Below are 17983 nucleotides of genomic sequence, written 5' to 3' on the forward strand. Positions count from 1 at the left end.
TTTTATTTGGCCATCAGTGCACCTGTACCTACCTGCCTTGGGTCAGGTTTCAAGGGTTGTTTGATGGTCGAGATCACCTCCAGACTGAAATGCCCGAACTCTTCGGTCACCGTTCCATGGCATAGATAGGTCCCCTTTCCATGAATGGGTGTGGATGCCATTGTTTGGGGAAAGTGGACACAGTCAAAAAAATGCCCTTCCAGATCGAGCATGGTGGTAAAGCGCATCGTGTCCCCTTTGGATGTGGTGTTCAGTCGGGTATGCACTAGGGAACCATAGATCCATATCCTTTGGTTGACATGGGCCTCAAAATCACCGGCGGTCAATCGGCTCCTTACCTTGCCGTCCATCAATTCATAATACCCACATAGCGGAAATCCCAAGAGTTCTATTTGGTCATAGGCATCCTCAATAGGATGGGAAGGTAAGTTTGGTAATGTAAAATGCCGGTGGTTGGGTTTAAAGAGCAATTTCTGGACCGTATCCTTTCGATGGGCCCTGGTCTTGAACACGGCCTGCCAAAGCACTTGTTTCTTGGGTACCCCAAACACACGAAAGGCATCGATACGTACCAAGATGGTCAACTGTTCGATGGCAATCGGGACACGGTCGATAAAATCATCAAAATCCCGGAACTTCCCATGGAGCTGCCTTTCGTTCAGGATGCGTTGGATGACCAAACGTTCCAAACTCCGAAGCTGCCCCAGCCCCAAATAGATGTGCTTCCCATAGATGACATTGACATGATCACTGCGGTTGATACAGGGCGGATGGATAATTCCTCCCCACATCTTAGCCTCATGGACATAGAGCTCTGTATCATAGAACCCTCCCCCATTGTTGAGCACGGCTACCATAAATTCCAGGGGAAAGTAGCATTTCAGATACAGGCTCTGGTAGCTCTCCACCGCATAGGAAGCGGAATGTCCCTTGGCAAAGGCATAGCCCGCAAAACTCTCGATCTGTTCCCAGACCATTTGGGTCAAGGCAGCATCGTGCCCCCTTTGTTTGCAGTTTTCAAAAAACTTGAGTTTCACTGCTTGGAATTCCTCCCGGGAACGGAACTTTCCGCTCATCCCCCGTCGCAACACATCGGCCTCCCCTAGGTCGAGTCCTGCAAAGAGATGGGCCACCTTGAGCACATCCTCTTGATAGACCATGATCCCATGGGTCTCCGGCATGATCTCCAACAGGATGGGATTGGCCTCCTTGCGGCGTTCCGGTTCCCGCTCCCTGCGGATATATTCATCCTTCATCCCCGAGGAGGATACCCCTGGACGGATCACGGAGCTGGCCGCCACCAGTCCCAAGTAGTCATGGGTCCGTAGCTTTTTCATCAGCCCCCGCATGGCTGGGGATTCCACATAATAGGCCCCTATCGCCCTTCCTTGGCTCAACAGCCGATTGATATTGGCATCCTGTTTCATGGCCTCCACGCTCTTGATGTCCCAAAGCATGGCATCGGGTCGGTTGTCCTTGATCACCTCAACCGCCTCCTTGATCTTGGCCAATCCCCGTTGCCCAAGGATATCGAACTTGAACAGGCCTACATCCTCGGCAATGATCATATCGAACTGCACCGTCGGAAACCCTTTGGGCGGCAGGGTCGTGGCCGAATAGTAATGCTCGGAACGGTCCAGAATCAAGATCCCCGAGGAATGCACACTGATGTAATTGGGCATCCCATGGATATAGGTGGCGTATTTCAGCACCAATCGGGCCAGTTCGTCCAAGCTTCCTTGCTCATACCGACCTGCACTGAGCTTATCGATTTCCTCGGTGGGCAGACCGAACACCTTGCCCAGTTCCCGAACAGCGGCCCGGTATTTAAAGGTGTTGTAGGTTCCCAATAGGGCCACATGCTCGAAACGTTCAAAAATATAGGCCGTGACATCGTCCCGGTCCCAGGTGGAAAAATCAATGTCAAAATCCGGAGGGGAGGCCCTAAAGGGATTGATGAACCGTTCAAAATACAGGTCCAGTTCAATGGGATCCACATCGGTGATCCCAATTAGGTAGGCCACCAGACTGTTGGCCCCACTCCCCCTGCCCACATAGGGATACCCTTTGGACTTGGCATAGGAGACGATATCATGGTTGATCAAAAAATAGGACACGAAGTCCAGTTCCTGAATGGTACGCAGTTCCCGGAACATCCGCTCCTTGACCTTTTCCGTGGGATGGGCATAGCGTCGAGGCAGCCCATCCAATGCCAGTTCCCGCAACCGCTCCACATCCAAGGCCTTGGACGCCAAAAAACGGGACTGGTTCTGGGAAACCCGCTCACTTCCAAACCCAAAGGCAATGGTACAGGAGTCCATCAACCGCTGCGTATTCTCCCAGATATGCGGAAAATCAACCAAGGCTTTTTTTAGTTCCTCCATGGACCGAAGGGTATCAGAGGGTCTGGCCTCCTCGGACTGGGGAAGTTTACTCAACAGTGTGTTCAATCCTATGGCCCGAAGCAACCGATGGGTATTGAAATCCTTTTTGTTACGAAAGCTCACGGGCTGTAACAACACCAATCTATCGGTATAATCCCGGTACCGGGAGAACCGTAATTTCCGGAGCTCTTCGACGGATACCCCAATGTACTCATAAGCTCGGAAGTCTGTCCGTTCCTCCTCCTGGATCTTCTCGAAGGGATAGATGACATGGACATGTTCGAATATTGGAGCCACGGAGGGAATGGATGTTCCCTTATGCAAATGTTCGGATAGAAAGGCATTGATCTCCCGAAACCCTTCATTGTTTTGTGCCAGGCCCACAAACTCCTGTACGTTCCCGTTCCGAAAATCGATGCCCAGAATGGGACGTATTCCCTGCTCATGGGCCAGTCGCACAAAGTTCATCCCTGCCGAACTGTTGTTGATATCGGTCAGGGCCAAGGTTTCCACCCCATGGGAACAGGCCAACTCCAAGAGCTCCGTTTCGGAAAGCACCCCGTAGTTCAAGGAATAATAGGTATGGCAGTTCAAGTACATGCTATTGTTGTCTATGGGCCAATAAGATGGGTGGTTGTCCGTCAAAGGGGTTTCCGCCTCTTCCTATACTATGGGCCCCCATGGCCGAGGCCCGCATCAAACTGGATTCCCCAAATCGATTCCGTACACGATCCATGGCCTGATAGAGGTTGAGCAGTTTTTCGTCATCCGCGAACAGGTCGATCTGGTAATGCCCCCCTACGATATGACTGTAGTTGACACCCACGAGTCGGATGAGCATCCTTCGGTCATAAAGGGAGGTAAAGAGTTCCTTCACCAAGGGTACCAACACATGGTCCGCAGAAGTATAGGGAACCCGTTTCTGCTTGGTGTAGGTCTTGAAATCACTGTACCGGATCTTCACACTCACACAGCCCGTCATCTTATTGGCCCTTCGGAGTTGGTAGGCCAGGTTCTCGGCCATGGCGAACAAGGTGGTCTCCAGTTTGACCATATCGGTGGTATCCTTTCCATAGGTACGTTCCGTAGAAATGGACTTCCGTTCATGAAACGGGAGCAAGGGGGAATTGTCCAGCCCCTGGGCCCGCATCCAGATGGTCCGTCCATGCAACCCAAAGGCGCTTTCCAGCATCTCCAAGGGCAGTTGCTGTACGGTCTGTATGGTAGTCACCCCCATATTGGACAAAAGCCCATAGGTTTTCTCCCCCACGGAGGGCAGTTTACGAATGTGTAAAGGCGCCAGGAACTCTTTCTCCAGTCCAAGATCGATCTTCATCTGGTTGTTGGGCTTGGCCTCCCCGGTGGCCACTTTGGAGACCACCTTGTTCTGGGAGAGTCCAAAGGAAATAGGCAATCCCGTTTCCCTCAAGATCCGTTGTCGAATTTCCGAGGCGTATTTGTAACAGCCAAAGAAACGGTCCATCCCGGAAAGGTCGGCATAGAACTCGTCCACACTGGCCTTTTCAAAGACCGGGACACTCTCCTTGATAATCTCGGTCACATTGTCCGAGAACTTCATATAGGTCCCTGCATTGCCCTTAATCACAGTGGCCTCCGGACACAACCTCCGGGCCACTTTCATGGGCATCCCTGAATGCACCCCAAAACGCCGGGTCTCATAGCTACAGGCCGCGACCACCCCTCTGTCCCCCAACCCACCGACCAAGAGGGGCCGCTTCATCAGACGGCTGTCCAGTAGTCGTTCACAGGAGACGAAGAAGGTATCCAGATCGATATGGAGAATGGTGGGTTTCATAAAATGTTGGATTTATTCCTATAATTTGGAAAATATCCAAATGTACGGAAAGAAATAACCCGTTTCAAAACTTTAACAATTTTGCCTATCTTAATACGGCATAATTCAACCTCAACATGTGTTACTCGACCAGACAGACCCGGGAACGGAAGGAGCTGGAAAAACTCCTTTCTGTCAAGGCCATGTACGGTGACCTGGACACCGACCTGGAACTCATTTATTTCCACGCCAACGGCTGGAGCCATCCTGTGATGTGGACTTTGGGCCAGGAAGAGCCCTACAATATGCTCCCTGCGATGTGGGGCATCATGCCCCCAAAGGAAAAGCAGGAAAATTACACGGAGTATTTCAAGAACCCAAAAACCTTTGGGGGACTGAATGCCAAATCCGAAAAGCTCTTTGACCACTTCGTGTACCGGTACTGTTGGGAGCACCAACGCTGTATCATTCCCGTGGACGGATTCTTCGAACCACACAATACGAAAGTGAAAGTCAAGGGAAAGGATTTTAAAGTTCCGTTTTATTTCCATAGAAAGAACGGCGACCCCATATACCTAGCGGGCATCTATACCAACACGGCCGATGGACGGAGGACCTTTGCCGTACTCACCAAGGACGCCACCCCCATGTTCGAGGAAATCCACAATGAAAAGAAAAGGCGACCCGTCATCATTGATGATGAAAACTTGGATGCTTGGTTACATAACGGCAACAATAAATCAGATGTTCAAGATCTTATCGATGACGATCTATGGGAAGGTGATCTGGAAGCCTATCCCGTCACCAAGGACCTCTATAGTAGAAGTGTGGATTCCAACTATCCGGGCATCATTGAAAAAGTGGACTACGAAGAGGTGTCCATACCCTATTGACCTTTCCTTTTGACCATGTTCATGGGTACGGACAGGGAATATCCCCCATTAAGGGTTCGCTAGCCCCGGAAGTGCAAGATCTTCAACGGTCAACCCAGACAGATGTACTTATATTTCATGAAAAATATATAAAAATCATCGTTTTTCACGCCAAGTAATTGTTTTTCATGGTATATTTGTCATTATATTTCACGTCATCATATGAAAAATAATGATTTTTCACAGAAAATAACGGTTTTTCATGGCCGCACCTTACCTGAGGAAGGTTTCTTGGTAGGTCAGTCCCTTTTGATTGCCACAATGGAGAATCAATTTGATGTAGCGGTTCCCCTGCCTGATATATTGGCCATGGCAACGGAGAAGCACCAACGCTACGATACGGACCAATGGCAAGTGTTCACCATAAGGCACAAACCCAAGGACGACCTGAAAAGCCATTTGGTCTTTGCCCTTAAATACGAGCCCTTGGACCTATATCTCCTCAAAAGGTTTTTCGAGTTGACCGGGGATGCCATCATACACCAAATGTTGGAAGAGGAGCCCACGGGGCAATACACTAGAAGGGCGTGGTTTCTATACGAATGGCTGACCGGAATAACCCTTGACGTACCGAACCTGAACAAGGGCACTTATGTAACGGTGGTGGACCCCAACCTACAATATACGGCCGAGCCCGAGAATTCCACACGGCATCGCGTCAAGAACAACCTGCCCGGGGTCCCGGGGTACTGCCCGATGATCCGACGGACGGCAAAACTGGATGGGTATATTGCCAAGGACCTATCTGAAACCATCGAAAAGGGATTGGGCAAACGGGACAAGGATCTTATTCGAAGGACCGCTGCTTTTTTATTGTTGAAGGACTCGAAGGCATCCTTTGCCATAGAAGGGGAACATCCCCCGAGCATGCGGGCAAGGAATTGGGGAAAAGCCATAGGCCAATCGGGCAAGTCCCCTTTGGGCATACAGGAGATCGAACGGTTACAGCATATTGTCATCGGCAACAAAAAACTGAGGCATATGGGCATCAGGACCGGGGAAGGCTTTATTGGGGAGCACGATAGGGAGACCCTCTCCCCCTTGCCCGACCACATCTCTGCCAAGGCCAAGGACCTTCCTCTTTTGATGCAAGGGTTGTTCGGCACGAACGAGCTGTTGCAGAAGTCTCGGTACAATCCTGTATTGGCCGCGGCCACCATCGCATTTGGCTTTGTTTTTATCCATCCCCTATCCGATGGCAACGGGAGGATACATCGCTATATCATCCACCATTTGCTTACCCGGATGGGGTATACCAAGAGAGGTATGATATTCCCCATATCCTCTGCCATTCTGGAACGGATTGATGAATATCAGGATATTCTGGAGCATTTTTCCTCGCCAAGGGTCGATTTGATCGAATGGGAGGAAACACAAGACCATAACATCGATATCCTGAACGAAACCATTGATCTATACCGGTACTTTGATTTGACCAAACAAGCGGAATTCCTGTATACCTGTGTGGAAGAGACCATTGAAAGGATCATACCGGAAGAATTGGACTATTTGGAAAAATACGATCGGATGACAAACCTTATCAATGCCCGTGTGACCTTACCGGATACCAAAGTCGATCTTTTGATCAAGTTTCTGAACCAGAATGAAGGTATATTGTCCAAAAAAAGAAGGGAAAAGGAATTTGCGGAATTGACAGATGCTGAAATCCAGGAAATTGAAGATTCATTCCAAAGTATTTTCCAAGGTTGATGGGTAACCTGACCCAGTTTGGGTTCCCTAACTATTCAAATCCCTATCTGTGGTAGGACACCGGCATGGTTCGACCAAAATAAAAAGGGTTCGCTTTCCCGAACCCTTCTTTTGTACCATTTGGAAGCCCTATCCCTCCAATATTTTGGCCTGCCGTTCTAAACTGGCCACCCTTTCCTTGATCCGTTCCTCCCGTTTTTGACGCTTTTCAGTATAGGATTTTTCGATTCCCAAAATCTTCTCCTTGTAAAAGGATTGCATTGCCACATAAAAGGATCGGTTGGTCAAATCATTGGAGTGGTTGCTTTCCCCAAGGTGTACCTGTCGGGTCAACAGGAACCGGAGCAGTTTATACAAGGTCTCCTTTTTGAAACCCTGTTTGAACCGGGCCACCCGTTCCCCATCGGATAACTTGGAATCCTCGCCGAAGAATTCCCCAAAATGTTCCCTTTGGCTATAATACCCGATGTTGTTCTCGAACAGGGAAATGGCAATGGCCACCATTTCATCCGTGGACAAAGGCTTTTTCAGGTTGATATAATCGGTCTCACGTATCATGTCCACGACTTCCTTGAACTGGTTGTTGTTCTCGATCTGTTTTTTCCGCAATTCCCGTGTATTGATCTTGATGATCTGCTCCTCCGGGGTACACTCGGACATTTTGCGTTGCTCCAAGGCCTTGGTACCTGAACTTCCACTATGGGTTTCTTCCCTGACCTTCACAAATACCGGCCGGGTCAAATAGGTGTCCGTTTCCAGCAGGATACCCTTTTCAAATCCAAGGTCCACGGCCTTGTCCCATGCCTCCTTTTCCTCCGTGAAGGATTCCAGGGCCTCTTTCAGGAATTCACCCAACTCTTCCTCGGTATATTCATAGTGTCGGTGCTCCTCCCTAATGTGATTCATGGTAGGTTCTATGGGCTCCTTTAAAATGTCCAGCCCATTGGTCAAATGCACCGCTAGGCCCTCCTTTTCCATTTGGGCCATGACCCATTGGTTGCGTTCCTCGTCCACCCGGTATTTGTTGATGTTGGGCACCAGTTTCAATCCTTCCTTTTTCACGCTTTTCAATAGCTGCATAAAGGTCTTGGTCTTTTTGTTCTCAAAACAGGAGGTCCGGGTACAGACCATCTTCCCATCACCGAACAAATTGCCCTGATTGGCAGCATTGAAGGGACAGGTATGGCAAGCCCCGGCTTTGGGAAGCAACGTCTTATCCGACAACCCAAAAGGGGCTTTGGACAGATCGAAGGTGCGGCTTTCGATCATCCGTTTGATCCGATGTTCCTGGAATTCGTCTTCTAGGCTTTCCAACAGCATCAGTTGTTCTCCGGGTTCAAAAAGGGCCACGGCCACCCCTAGGGAGAGGGTCATTTCCCCACTGCGGATAAAGGCCTTGAATCCCTCGATCAATCCTGCCAACTTGATGCGTTGCCGGATATAGTTCTCAGATCGGCCCAGACGTTTTGCAATCTCCCCGGGTTCGTAACGATCCAACAAAAATTGGATGGCCTCGGCCTCCTCCGTGGGTTCCACATCCTTGCGCTGTAGGTTCTCGATGATCTGGACCTCCAGAATCTCAGTGTCCCTATAGTCCCTTACCATGGCAGGGATAGTGGTCAATCCTGCCAATTTACTGGCACGATACCTTCGCTCACCCATGACGATGATAAAACCTTCGTCGGATTTTCGTACGGTGATCGGCTGCAGCACCCCATGTTCGGCAATGCTCTGTTCCAAATGATTGAGACTTTGCTCATCAAAGGTTTTTCGGGGTTGGTCTGGGTCCGGGAAAACCGAATCGATTCCCAACAACTGGATCTGTGGAACGTTTTCCACCTTCTCCACAGTTTTGGTTTGTTCCGACTTTGAACCTTGGTTGTTACCTGCTTTACGTGTCGCTCTCTTCTTTGTTTGTGCTTCCATGATCTTTGGATTTTGGTTAAACAATATTTGAGCGGAAACCAAGCGGAAGACAAATTTTTGGAGTGGCAAGGAAACGGAATAAAAAGTGACAGGGGAACGGCTTTATGCCGTCCCTTGTCCGACAAACCATTTGCGGGCTTATCTTTCGAAAACTATTGGAAGATAAAAAAGAAATCTACCCCTCCAGAAGGCCCATAAGGGTATTATAGTTCCAAACCTTAGATGGATATCCCTTGTACGCATGTTTGAAACCGAAGGTTTTTCTTTGAAAACCCATAGAACCCTAAAAACCAAAGGCTACAATATCAATCAGGCACGAACCTAGGTTATGGGAAGCGTATCCGCCGTCCTAGTCCTGAAAATGACTTATTTGAGGGCGGGGCGGACAAACGAGGGGACGATACGGCATTGGGGTATTGAACGGTAATGAAATACTACTGGGAAGATTGCCAAATTCAAAAAATAGGTAAAACAAAAGCCCATCGTTTCCGATGAGCTTAATAAGGTCTTTTCTTGTATGAGGTAAATCTCATCTAACAGAACCTAAGGCGGTTCACCCAATCATTCATCAATGGCATCCGCAGTTGGAATCCGCGGTCACTTCTCCTTTTAAGTGTTTTAGAATGTAAGGGGACAAGGTTATTTCCCCATGGTCATTTTTGGGTTCAAAATAGCCTTTGAGCAATACCTCGATTAAGATTTCTTTATTGGGTTCTCCCATTGTAGCTCCATTCCAAACCCATTCCCTGGCTTCCGGACTGTCTTCCAAATGTTCAGGATGGAAATCGAGGTTGCCGACCCTTATGGTAGGGGAAGCAACAATATGGGCTTTTTCGGCTTCCTCTATCGTTTTAATCATGGTTGAACTGAACAAGATTTCGCAGTTCAAATGATCAAAGAGTTCTTGAACTTCTTGAATCGCCGATAGCAATACACCTTGAACAGAATCACAGGCTGAGCAAGTACCTTCCCCAGTTGTTGGCATTCCCACTTGAAAAAGGGTCACTCTCAATGCATTTTTTGTCTTTACTTCCATGTTCATACGTTTTTAAGATTAAAGTTTACCCCTAAGACATGGAAAATGGACAAAGGATGCAGGTTTATACAAAATTATGATAGGCAACAGGATTTTGTAATGGTAAATCTCCACATTTGGTTTTCAGAATATTCAACTTCACCACATTCATCAAACTTTGCCCTAACCTTTTTCCTTGCCCTTAAGATCCTTGACTTTGTTGCCGATAATGTCAAGCCCAGATGCGCGGCAATACTTTTCTGCGGAAGGCCTTCTATATCCGAAAGTCTCAAGGGAGTTGAATAGTCGATAGGGAGACCATTTATAAACTTATCGAGCCAAACAAAGACGTTTTCATCATATTCATCCGGAACAAACAGGTGCAACTGTTCCAGGTCAACAAGTGTGGTCTTTCTTGGCTTCTTGTAAAAGTCAAAAATTGTATGTTGTGCAATCCTGTATAACCAAGCCTTTATATATCTTACGTCATTTTTTTTCTCACAATATGTTATGACCTTGATAAGAATCGTTTGCATTATATCATCAACATCATGCTCATTGTAAACACGCTTGCCCACATAGTTCCTTAAATCAGTCCGAAGGTCTTCCCAAATATTGAATATATCACATTTCATAAGTATAGGTTGTTAAAAAAGGAGGTTGAACAAATAACCGGAAATGATCATTCCAATGGCAATAGTTGAAAAGAAGGCAATGATCAACTGCCTTTGCATCACTTTTTGGAGCAGCAGGCCTTCGGGGATGGAAAGTCCGATCGAACCCATCATAAAGGCCATGGCCGTCCCTAACGGAACCCCTTTGTCAACGAGCGAATCCAATATGGGCAGGATTCCAACCGCATCAATGTACAATGGAATCGATACCAATACGGCAATGGGAATCGCAAAAGGGTTGGATTTTGAAATATAGGTGCCAAAAAATGACTCGGGGACATAGCCGTGGATAAATGACCCTATTGCAATTCCTATAAAAATATAGGGGACAAGGTTTTTAAGGGTCCGAATGGCCTCCCGATGAATTCCAGGAAATCGTTTCAGCAAATTTCTGCTATCCTTTTCCCTCGAATGCGCTTTCCATTCATTGTCCTTGAGCCATTCTGCCACATATTTGGCCATACCCATCTTTTCCAGGATAATTCCACCGATCACCCCCAAGACGATTCCTGAAAGTAGGTACACTATTGTAACTTTCCAACCATAGCCCAACCAGAAAATGGCAATAGCGATTTCGTTCACCAAGGGTGAGGTTATGAGGAAGGAAAGTGAAATTCCCAGTGGGATCCTGACCTGCATCATTCCCACGAACAAAGGAATGGAAGAACACGAGCAAAAAGGTGTCAAGGCACCCAAAGAGGAGGCCACAACATTCCCAAGACCTGATTTTTTGTGTTTCTCCAAATAATCCCGGATTTTTTCCATGGGCAAATAGCTTGTTACCACTCCCATTACATAGGTCACCAGCACAACCAGAATGGAAATAGAGCCAAAGGCAATGATGAAATAGTGTAATGCTGAGCCGAATGTATCCGTATCAGGAATACCCAAAAGGACATGGACAACATAGTCTGCCAGTCGGGTAAGCAGTTTTGTAAAGATTTCCATCTTAAAAACGTTTTAAAGAATTGCTAATAACACCTTGTCGTTGCTGACTTTTTTATAGTCATAAACCTTCCCGTCAATGACCAATGCAGGAAAGGTAAGGACCCCGTAGGGCATGGTGTCCTTGAGGTCAGAAAACTCGGTGATGTTTACGTCCAGATGGTTTTCACTGGCAATTTTTTCGATTTGTGCCCTTATGGGGGATGCAGTGGCGCAGCAGGATGAATGTAAAATTTTGACTTCAGTACTCATAGTTCAGTAATTTTAAATAAACTTTACTATGTAGTCTAAAATGGCGTGTCAAAAGACACAATTCTCAATAAAAAAATGATTCTACCTATTTGTACTTTGTGGATGCCTGAAAATCAACCAAGTGGTTTATTAACGGGATACACGATTCCTTAACAGAGCAATTGACGAAGTTGCCATTGGCATCATATACGATATCACAGCATTCCACAAATAATTCCCTTAGCTTTGTTCTTGCCCTTTGCACCCGCATTTTTGCAGCCGAATACCCCAAGTTCAGCTTTTCAGCTACATCTTTTTGGGATAGTTTGTCGATGTCACTCCATTGTAAAGGCTCGGCATATTTTTTGGGAAGGAACTGGATCATGGGTATCATATGATCATACACGGATAGCTCCAGATTGGTTGGTTCAGTTGCCTCAAGTATCTTTACATCACTAAGTTCAACAATTGGGGCACTCTTTTTGAAATGGTCATAAATGGTATTTCTGGCAACTTGAAACAGCCAGGCCTTGATGTTTTCAATTTCCCTATTTTTTTGATAGGACTCGACCAGTTTCAGCATTACCTCTTGCACAATATCTTCCGCAATGGTTTCATCCCGAACCTTTTTTAAGGTAAAGTATTTTAAATAACTGTAGAAACTTTCGATCTGTTCATTAATATCGCAACATTTCTTTTTCATGGCTTTGCTTTTATGGCTTTCGGTTTAATGGTGTGCCAGCCTACACAGGATATGTATACAAAGAGGTTGGTGAAACTTTTATTTTTCACTCTTCCTATTTCCTTTGTCAATTAAGGATGAAGCTTTAGTAGTGGTAAAATTTCCCTGTAACTGACCATGGTTTTCAATTCCCTTAAATGCTGATCAAGGGTAGATTTACAATGGAAAATATTTCCACCAAGTTGCCTGTTATATTCTTGTACTTACATTGTTCCTTACAAAATTCATCACAGATTTGGATTGTCTTACAAGAAAATATTTAGACTAAGGCCTTAAAAAATAATCAATGGGCCTTTCTCAATGCTCCAGCGTAAGCGTTGGGCAATATGCTGCCCTCAACGGCTTTGGCCGCCTTTTCGACATCATATTCGAAGCGTACAAACTCCACATGGATGCTATTCTTGTCCGGCCTACGGAAGTTCCCATCCATGTTCAACAGCACATAGCATCCCCTATTGTCGCCATCCTTGGGCTTTCCGATGGATCCGATATTTATCGCATGGCGGTATATGGTGCCTCCATCATAATCCAAAAGGGCCTTGTGATAGGGTTGGTGTGTATGTCCAAAACAGAGGATATCGGCATTTGCATCCCGCAGGATGCGTACCAGGCTCTTCTCCTTCCGGTCCTCGAAAAGATACTCGTTGATTCGTCTTGGGCTTCCATGCACCAGGAGTAGGTTCACTGTTTCATCGTTCCTTTTGAACTCCACATTGATATGGGATGGAAGGTTTTTCAGGTAGGCCCTTTCATCATCCCCCATAATGGAGTTGGTATAGGATATGGAAATTGCCCCGTTCGCCTTTTCCTCATCGCTCTTGTAGGCACAGCCACAATCATCACTGTTGCGTCCGATGCCAAAATCATAGTTGCCCGCAATGGTGGGTATCCGGCGTTTTCTGATCTCATGGACCACCTCGTTGGGCCAGATGTTATAGCCCACAAGGTCCCCAAGGCAATAGATGGCGTCCGGCCTATGTTTTTCCACATCCACAAAAAAGGCCTCAAGGGCAGGAAGGTTGGCGTGGATGTCCGAGAAGAGTGCAATTTTCATCCTTATGCGGTTTGCGGTTTAAAATACTTTTTGCGCAACCAAAAGGCGACCCTTACCAACAGAATCAGGGCAGGAACTTCCACCAAGGGCCCGATGACCCCTGCAAAGGCCTGGCCGGAATCCAGTCCGAAGACGGCAATGGCCACGGCAATGGCGAGCTCAAAGTTGTTCCCGGCTGCTGTAAAGGCCACCGAAGCGGTCTTGTCATATTCGGCACCCATCGCCTTGGTGAAAAAGAACCCAATGATGAACATCAGGGTAAAGTACACCAAGAGGGGTATGGCGATCACCACCACGTCCATGGGAATCTCCACGATAAGTTCCCCTTTGAGGGAGAACATGATCACAATGGTGAACAACAGGGCGATCAAGGTCATGGGAGAAATGGCGGGAACAAACTTTTGGGCATACCACTGTTCCCCTTTGATCCGGACCAATATCGTTCGGCTAAGGATGCCCATAAGGAAGGGGATGCCCAAATAAATGGCCACACTCTCCGCTATGGTCCCTATGGAGATGTCCACAATGGCCCCTTCAAAGCCAAAATATGGGGGCAAAACGGTGATAAAGATCCACGCATAGAAACTGTAGGCAAACACTTGGAAGATACTGTTCAGGGCCACCAGTCCCGCACCATATTCCGCACTGCCCTCGGCCAGGTCATTCCAGACCAGCACCATGGCAATGCAACGGGCCAAACCTATCAATATCAATCCGACCATATACTCGGGATAGTCCCTCAAAAAGAGGATGGCCAGGACGAACATCAACACGGGGCCGATGATCCAGTTGAGCACCAGGGAAATGGTCAAGATCCTGGTGTTCTTGAACACCTTGGGCAACAGTTTATAATCCACTTTTGCCAAAGGTGGGTACATCATCAGGATGAGACCTATGGCAATGGGGATGTTAGTGGTGCCGCTGTTGAACGAATTGATGATGTCGGGGAAGGACGGGAAGAAGTAACCGATACCGACCCCTACCGCCATGGCGATAAAGATCCAAAGGGTAAGGTTCCTGTCCAAAAAGCTCAATTTTTTTACTGCCATGTGTTATGATTTGATCTGTGAAAATACATACCAAAGTTCCGTTGCTATCTGTATGCTCCTTTCAAGGTATTTCTCGGCCTGTTGCGGGGTATTGTCAAAGGCCTTGGGATCCTCAAAGGTGATGGGGATGCGCTTTTCCGCACCGGGCACAAAGGGACAGGCCTCATTGGCCGAATCACAGGTCATGATGGCCCCAAAGCCGGAACTGGGGTTGAAGGCATCGTCCATTTTCTTGGAGAACCCGATCACCGGATGGGCATTTTCCGCATATTTGATGGCATAGACAGGATTTTGTCCCTGTGAAAGCTGTTGGATCTGGAACCCTTGTTTCCCCAAGGTTTCCGCCACCATCGGGAACAGGGCCGTGGCTTCGGTCCCCCCCGAATAGCAAAATACGTTCTTGATGTTGAAATGGAAAGCCATGGCCTGTGCCCATATCTGTGACAGGTGGCTCCTCCTGGAATTGTGGGTGCAAATGAAATTCAGGCGTATTTCCTGATTTTCGGAAACTTTCGACTGTATGAACCCGGCAAGGGGATCAAGGATTTCCCTACGCTCCGGGGAAACGGCATCCAGTTTCAAGGTTGTGATGAATCCCGCTATTTCAGGGAACAGGCTAGTTGTGGTCGTAGTCATTATATAGAATTAAGATTTAGCAACAATTGCCGTCCGGGGAACAGCAGGGCTCACTTTTCAATTGGGACAGTCTTACCTTTGGTTTCTTTTCGGGGACCCCACACTGGTCCTTGGCAAGGCAGTCGGTCATCTTGGTGGTCAACAGAAAATGCCCTTCATCAAAGGCAAGGCCATATTTTCCGATAGTGGTGCCCTGGTATTCCACTTCGACTTCCAGTGAGTCCTCTATTTCCAATACCTTTTGGGACAGTTCGATGATATGAACCAACTTTTCGGGATGCAACCTGTGGTCATAGTCGTTGGCCTCCCACAGTTGGAAACTGACCACTTCCTCATGGCGCACGGTTCCCCCGCAGTCTATAAAGTGTTTGTGAATCTTCCCCACTTCGGTGACATGGAAATGTCCGGGGACCATTTCCCCGGTGGGCAATTGGAAGCCAAGGGTTTCCAATCGGGACAGTACTTCTTTTACTTCTGATAATTTCATGGATTGTTCATTTTAGCTTTGATAATAGCATCGACCTGGGTGGCGACATAGATCATTTCCCCCGCGATGACGGCCTTGTTTTCAAAAAGGACCTCTGCATTTCGGTCCGTCAGCCCATCCTGTACATATACCTTGACACTGCTGTCCTCGTCCAAATGTAAGGATTCGAGGGTCTCTCTGTTGATGGTCCAACTATCGGAGCCATAGCGGACCGAATACGTGAACAGGGATTCGCCCTGCGCATTGGAGACCCTGAACCCATCGTTCTTCAGCAGGGCCAGACCGGGAAGGGTCTCATTGGCGGTATCCAGACCAGCGGATTCCACCTTGAACCTGTCATATAATCCGTAGTACATAAGGCCCGTCCTGAGCCAGATCATGGCCAATTGGCCCATATCGTCATTGTCCTGGTCCACAAATACAACGGTATAAGGGGTCTCCCCCATATTGGACACCATTCTGGCGGCGAGTTGGTCCAAAAGCTGGATCTTTTCTTTGGGTATCTGGGGAAAAACGGTCTTCAGTTCCTTTACGGAGCGTTGGATCTTTCCCCTCAGTTCCTGGGAATGTGTGGTCAATGGGAGGCACAACAGCAGCAGTGCCATGGTTAGGATCATTTTTGTTTTCATGGTTTCTATTTTATGGTTTCAGTTTATTAGTTAATCGCAATAAAACGATTAATGGGTTCAAAAAAATACTAACAGCACTCTTGGTCCAGTTCAATCCCCTGATCGAGGAATGCCTTGAACTTATCCTTCATTTCGTTCCAATTTGCCACATTGACACAGTAACAGACACTGGTGCCCTCCACATCGCCCTTGATGAGTCCCATGTTCCGGAGTTCCTTCAAGTGTTGTGAAACCGTAGGCTGTGCCAGTCCTATCTCGTCCACAAGGTCACCACAGACACAGGCCTTGACCTTGAAGAGGTGCTGCAATATGGCAATCCGGGCGGGATGGGCAAATACCTTACCGATGAGGGCGAGCTCATTCTGGTTTTCGGTAAATATTTCGGTCTTTGCCAGTCCCATATCATTATTTTATCGCAATATTACAATATATTGATTCAACATAAAAAGATTTTCGATAAAAATACTTAGGTTCAAACCAAGGCTTTACAAATTTTCAGGGTCACTTGGTCATGTACCACAACATCCGGATGTTGCCTGAATGGGGGGACAGGCCACCGAACCAAAGGAACAATACACGCAACAATCGCCATTTTTGGGCCTTAGAATGGAGCCGCAATTTTCACATTCATAAAAGAACTGACAAGAATCCGTAGGCATCTTTTCCTCTTTGGAATTGCCACAATGCGGACAGGTAATTGTAGAGTACAGATTGATATCCATTATCACTGGTCCTTTATGGTGTATCCGGTTTTCAAAATGGCGTTCACGATAGCATCCCTGGTGGTTTTGGCGGGATCGTACATTATCTGTGCATTGGCTTTTTGGTAATCTGCCTTGACCATGATGATCCCATCAAGTCCATTGACCTCGTGTTCAATATGTGCCTCGCACCCACTGCATGTCATTCCCACGACCGGAATATTGATTTCCTTGACATCTTGGCTCGCAAAAAAGTTCGTTTGACCCTTGGCTTCCTGTTTCGGGTACAAAGATTGGGCATAATAGGGAAAGGCAAGCATCGCTAAGGCAAAGACCGTGATGGTCATCAACCAAATTTTACCCTTCCAAAAGGCCGGCTTTTCGTCCGTATCGCATGCACAGTCTATTTCCTTTTTGGCGACTGTCCTTAACTGTTGGTACCACGCCACTACCAAAACCAAACCCGTAATTCCGATCAAATACGGTCTGAACGGTTCCAAAAACTTAAAATTGGACGCCAGGCCAGATGTTCCGGCCACAATGGCCAAAAGTGGTCCTATGCAACAAAGGGAGGTGGCCATGGCCAAAATAATGGAAGATCCCATTAAGGTTTTCTTGTTATTCATGGTTTACTGGTTTTATTTGTTCTTTTTTATCGAGCAGGTCAAAAATTGGAAAAAGTAACGGCGAATGATCGGTCACCAAGGAATAATGGATCATCTGGCCTTCCTTTTGGGATGTGATCAAATTTCTGTCCTTGAGCTTGCGCAAATGTTGTGAAATTGCGGATACATTCATTTCCAGTATATCACTAAGGTCACAGACACATAAGCGTTGCTCTTGGTTCAAAAGGTAGAGAATCTTAAGCCGAACCGGATTGCCCATTAAATTCATTATCCCTGAAAGGGAGTCCATGGAATTTTCCAAATTTTGCATAGTTTCCCTGCATTCCATTATCTGTTTGGCATCCGCCTCCAAACGTATGCATATGTTCTTATCCATACTACGAAGTTACAGTAATTTATTATTTTAGCAAACTCTAAAATAAATGGGTGGCAAAAGAACAATATCAA

Annotated in this window: 19 protein-coding genes; 2 read left to right on the forward strand and 17 right to left on the reverse strand. The window is 47.1% G+C overall.

The window, feature by feature from the left end:
* Nucleotides 1-2 precede the first annotated feature (2 nt).
* Both FG28_RS00450 and dinB read right to left on the reverse strand, forming a co-directional pair.
* A complete protein-coding gene (locus FG28_RS00450; protein ID WP_036379058.1) occupies nt 3-2984 on the reverse strand; it encodes a DNA polymerase III subunit alpha in 2982 nt (993 codons plus the stop codon).
* A gap of 1 nt (nt 2985) precedes the next feature.
* On the reverse strand, nt 2986-4200 hold the full coding sequence (gene dinB / locus FG28_RS00455) for a DNA polymerase IV (protein ID WP_036379060.1): 1215 nt from the start codon (nt 4198-4200) through the stop codon (nt 2986-2988).
* A 116-nt stretch (nt 4201-4316) separates the two neighbouring features.
* Between dinB and FG28_RS00460 the strand changes: the two genes are divergently transcribed.
* Together FG28_RS00460 and FG28_RS00465 are read left to right on the forward strand one after the other, a co-directional pair.
* A complete protein-coding gene (locus tag FG28_RS00460; RefSeq protein WP_036379062.1) occupies nt 4317-5072 on the forward strand; it encodes an SOS response-associated peptidase in 756 nt (251 codons plus the stop codon).
* A gap of 201 nt (nt 5073-5273) precedes the next feature.
* Nucleotides 5274-6821, forward strand: a complete 1548-nt coding sequence (locus tag FG28_RS00465) for a Fic family protein (protein ID WP_036379063.1) — start codon at nt 5274-5276, stop codon at nt 6819-6821.
* A gap of 129 nt (nt 6822-6950) precedes the next feature.
* Here FG28_RS00465 and FG28_RS00470 read toward each other — a convergent pair whose 3' ends face one another.
* From FG28_RS00470 to FG28_RS00535, 15 genes are all read right to left on the reverse strand, one after another.
* Entirely contained in the window at nt 6951-8747 is a 1797-nt protein-coding gene (locus FG28_RS00470) for a ParB/RepB/Spo0J family partition protein (RefSeq protein WP_036385939.1), read from the reverse strand.
* 568 nt (nt 8748-9315) lie between these two features.
* The gene (locus tag FG28_RS00475) at nt 9316-9783 is read right to left on the reverse strand and encodes a DUF2703 domain-containing protein (protein ID WP_161594391.1); all 468 of its coding nucleotides are present in this window, start codon (nt 9781-9783) and stop codon (nt 9316-9318) included.
* A 74-nt stretch (nt 9784-9857) separates the two neighbouring features.
* Complete coding sequence (locus FG28_RS00480; RefSeq protein ID WP_051947128.1) at nt 9858-10397, reverse strand: sigma-70 family RNA polymerase sigma factor; 540 nt, start codon at nt 10395-10397, stop codon at nt 9858-9860.
* A 12-nt stretch (nt 10398-10409) separates the two neighbouring features.
* Nucleotides 10410-11384 (reverse strand): permease, encoded by a 975-nt coding sequence (locus FG28_RS00485; protein ID WP_051947129.1) that lies wholly within the window; start codon nt 11382-11384, stop codon nt 10410-10412.
* 12 nt (nt 11385-11396) lie between these two features.
* The gene (locus FG28_RS00490; protein ID WP_051947130.1) at nt 11397-11633 is read right to left on the reverse strand and encodes a thioredoxin family protein; all 237 of its coding nucleotides are present in this window, start codon (nt 11631-11633) and stop codon (nt 11397-11399) included.
* A gap of 85 nt (nt 11634-11718) precedes the next feature.
* Nucleotides 11719-12315, reverse strand: coding sequence for a sigma-70 family RNA polymerase sigma factor (locus tag FG28_RS00495; protein ID WP_051947131.1), 597 nt, complete (start codon nt 12313-12315; stop codon nt 11719-11721).
* A 322-nt stretch (nt 12316-12637) separates the two neighbouring features.
* Nucleotides 12638-13408: a metallophosphoesterase gene (locus tag FG28_RS00500; protein WP_036379065.1), complete on the reverse strand. Its 771-nt coding sequence runs from the start codon at nt 13406-13408 to the stop codon at nt 12638-12640.
* A 2-nt stretch (nt 13409-13410) separates the two neighbouring features.
* The gene (gene arsB / locus FG28_RS00505; RefSeq protein ID WP_036379066.1) at nt 13411-14457 is read right to left on the reverse strand and encodes an ACR3 family arsenite efflux transporter; all 1047 of its coding nucleotides are present in this window, start codon (nt 14455-14457) and stop codon (nt 13411-13413) included.
* 3 nt (nt 14458-14460) lie between these two features.
* Nucleotides 14461-15093, reverse strand: coding sequence for a protein-tyrosine-phosphatase (locus FG28_RS00510; protein WP_036379068.1), 633 nt, complete (start codon nt 15091-15093; stop codon nt 14461-14463).
* 16 nt (nt 15094-15109) lie between these two features.
* Entirely contained in the window at nt 15110-15580 is a 471-nt protein-coding gene (locus tag FG28_RS00515; protein ID WP_036379069.1) for a DUF6428 family protein, read from the reverse strand.
* The gene (locus FG28_RS00520; RefSeq protein ID WP_036379070.1) at nt 15577-16209 is read right to left on the reverse strand and encodes a hypothetical protein; all 633 of its coding nucleotides are present in this window, start codon (nt 16207-16209) and stop codon (nt 15577-15579) included. The genes FG28_RS00515 and FG28_RS00520 overlap by 4 nt, the downstream gene beginning before the upstream one ends.
* A 68-nt stretch (nt 16210-16277) precedes the next feature.
* The gene (locus tag FG28_RS00525) at nt 16278-16610 is read right to left on the reverse strand and encodes a helix-turn-helix transcriptional regulator (RefSeq protein ID WP_036379071.1); all 333 of its coding nucleotides are present in this window, start codon (nt 16608-16610) and stop codon (nt 16278-16280) included.
* A gap of 108 nt (nt 16611-16718) precedes the next feature.
* Nucleotides 16719-16931 (reverse strand): GDCCVxC domain-containing (seleno)protein, encoded by a 213-nt coding sequence (locus FG28_RS20900; RefSeq protein ID WP_081894160.1) that lies wholly within the window; start codon nt 16929-16931, stop codon nt 16719-16721.
* A gap of 2 nt (nt 16932-16933) precedes the next feature.
* On the reverse strand, nt 16934-17536 hold the full coding sequence (gene merTP / locus FG28_RS00530; protein ID WP_036379073.1) for a mercuric transport protein MerTP: 603 nt from the start codon (nt 17534-17536) through the stop codon (nt 16934-16936).
* Nucleotides 17529-17912: a metalloregulator ArsR/SmtB family transcription factor gene (locus FG28_RS00535; protein WP_036379075.1), complete on the reverse strand. Its 384-nt coding sequence runs from the start codon at nt 17910-17912 to the stop codon at nt 17529-17531. Before FG28_RS00535 ends, merTP begins: the two co-directional genes overlap by 8 nt.
* Nucleotides 17913-17983 lie beyond the last annotated feature (71 nt).

Origin of the sequence: Muricauda sp. MAR_2010_75, from assembly GCF_000745185.1 — a bacterium.
Classification (GTDB): Bacteria; Bacteroidota; Bacteroidia; order Flavobacteriales; family Flavobacteriaceae; genus Flagellimonas.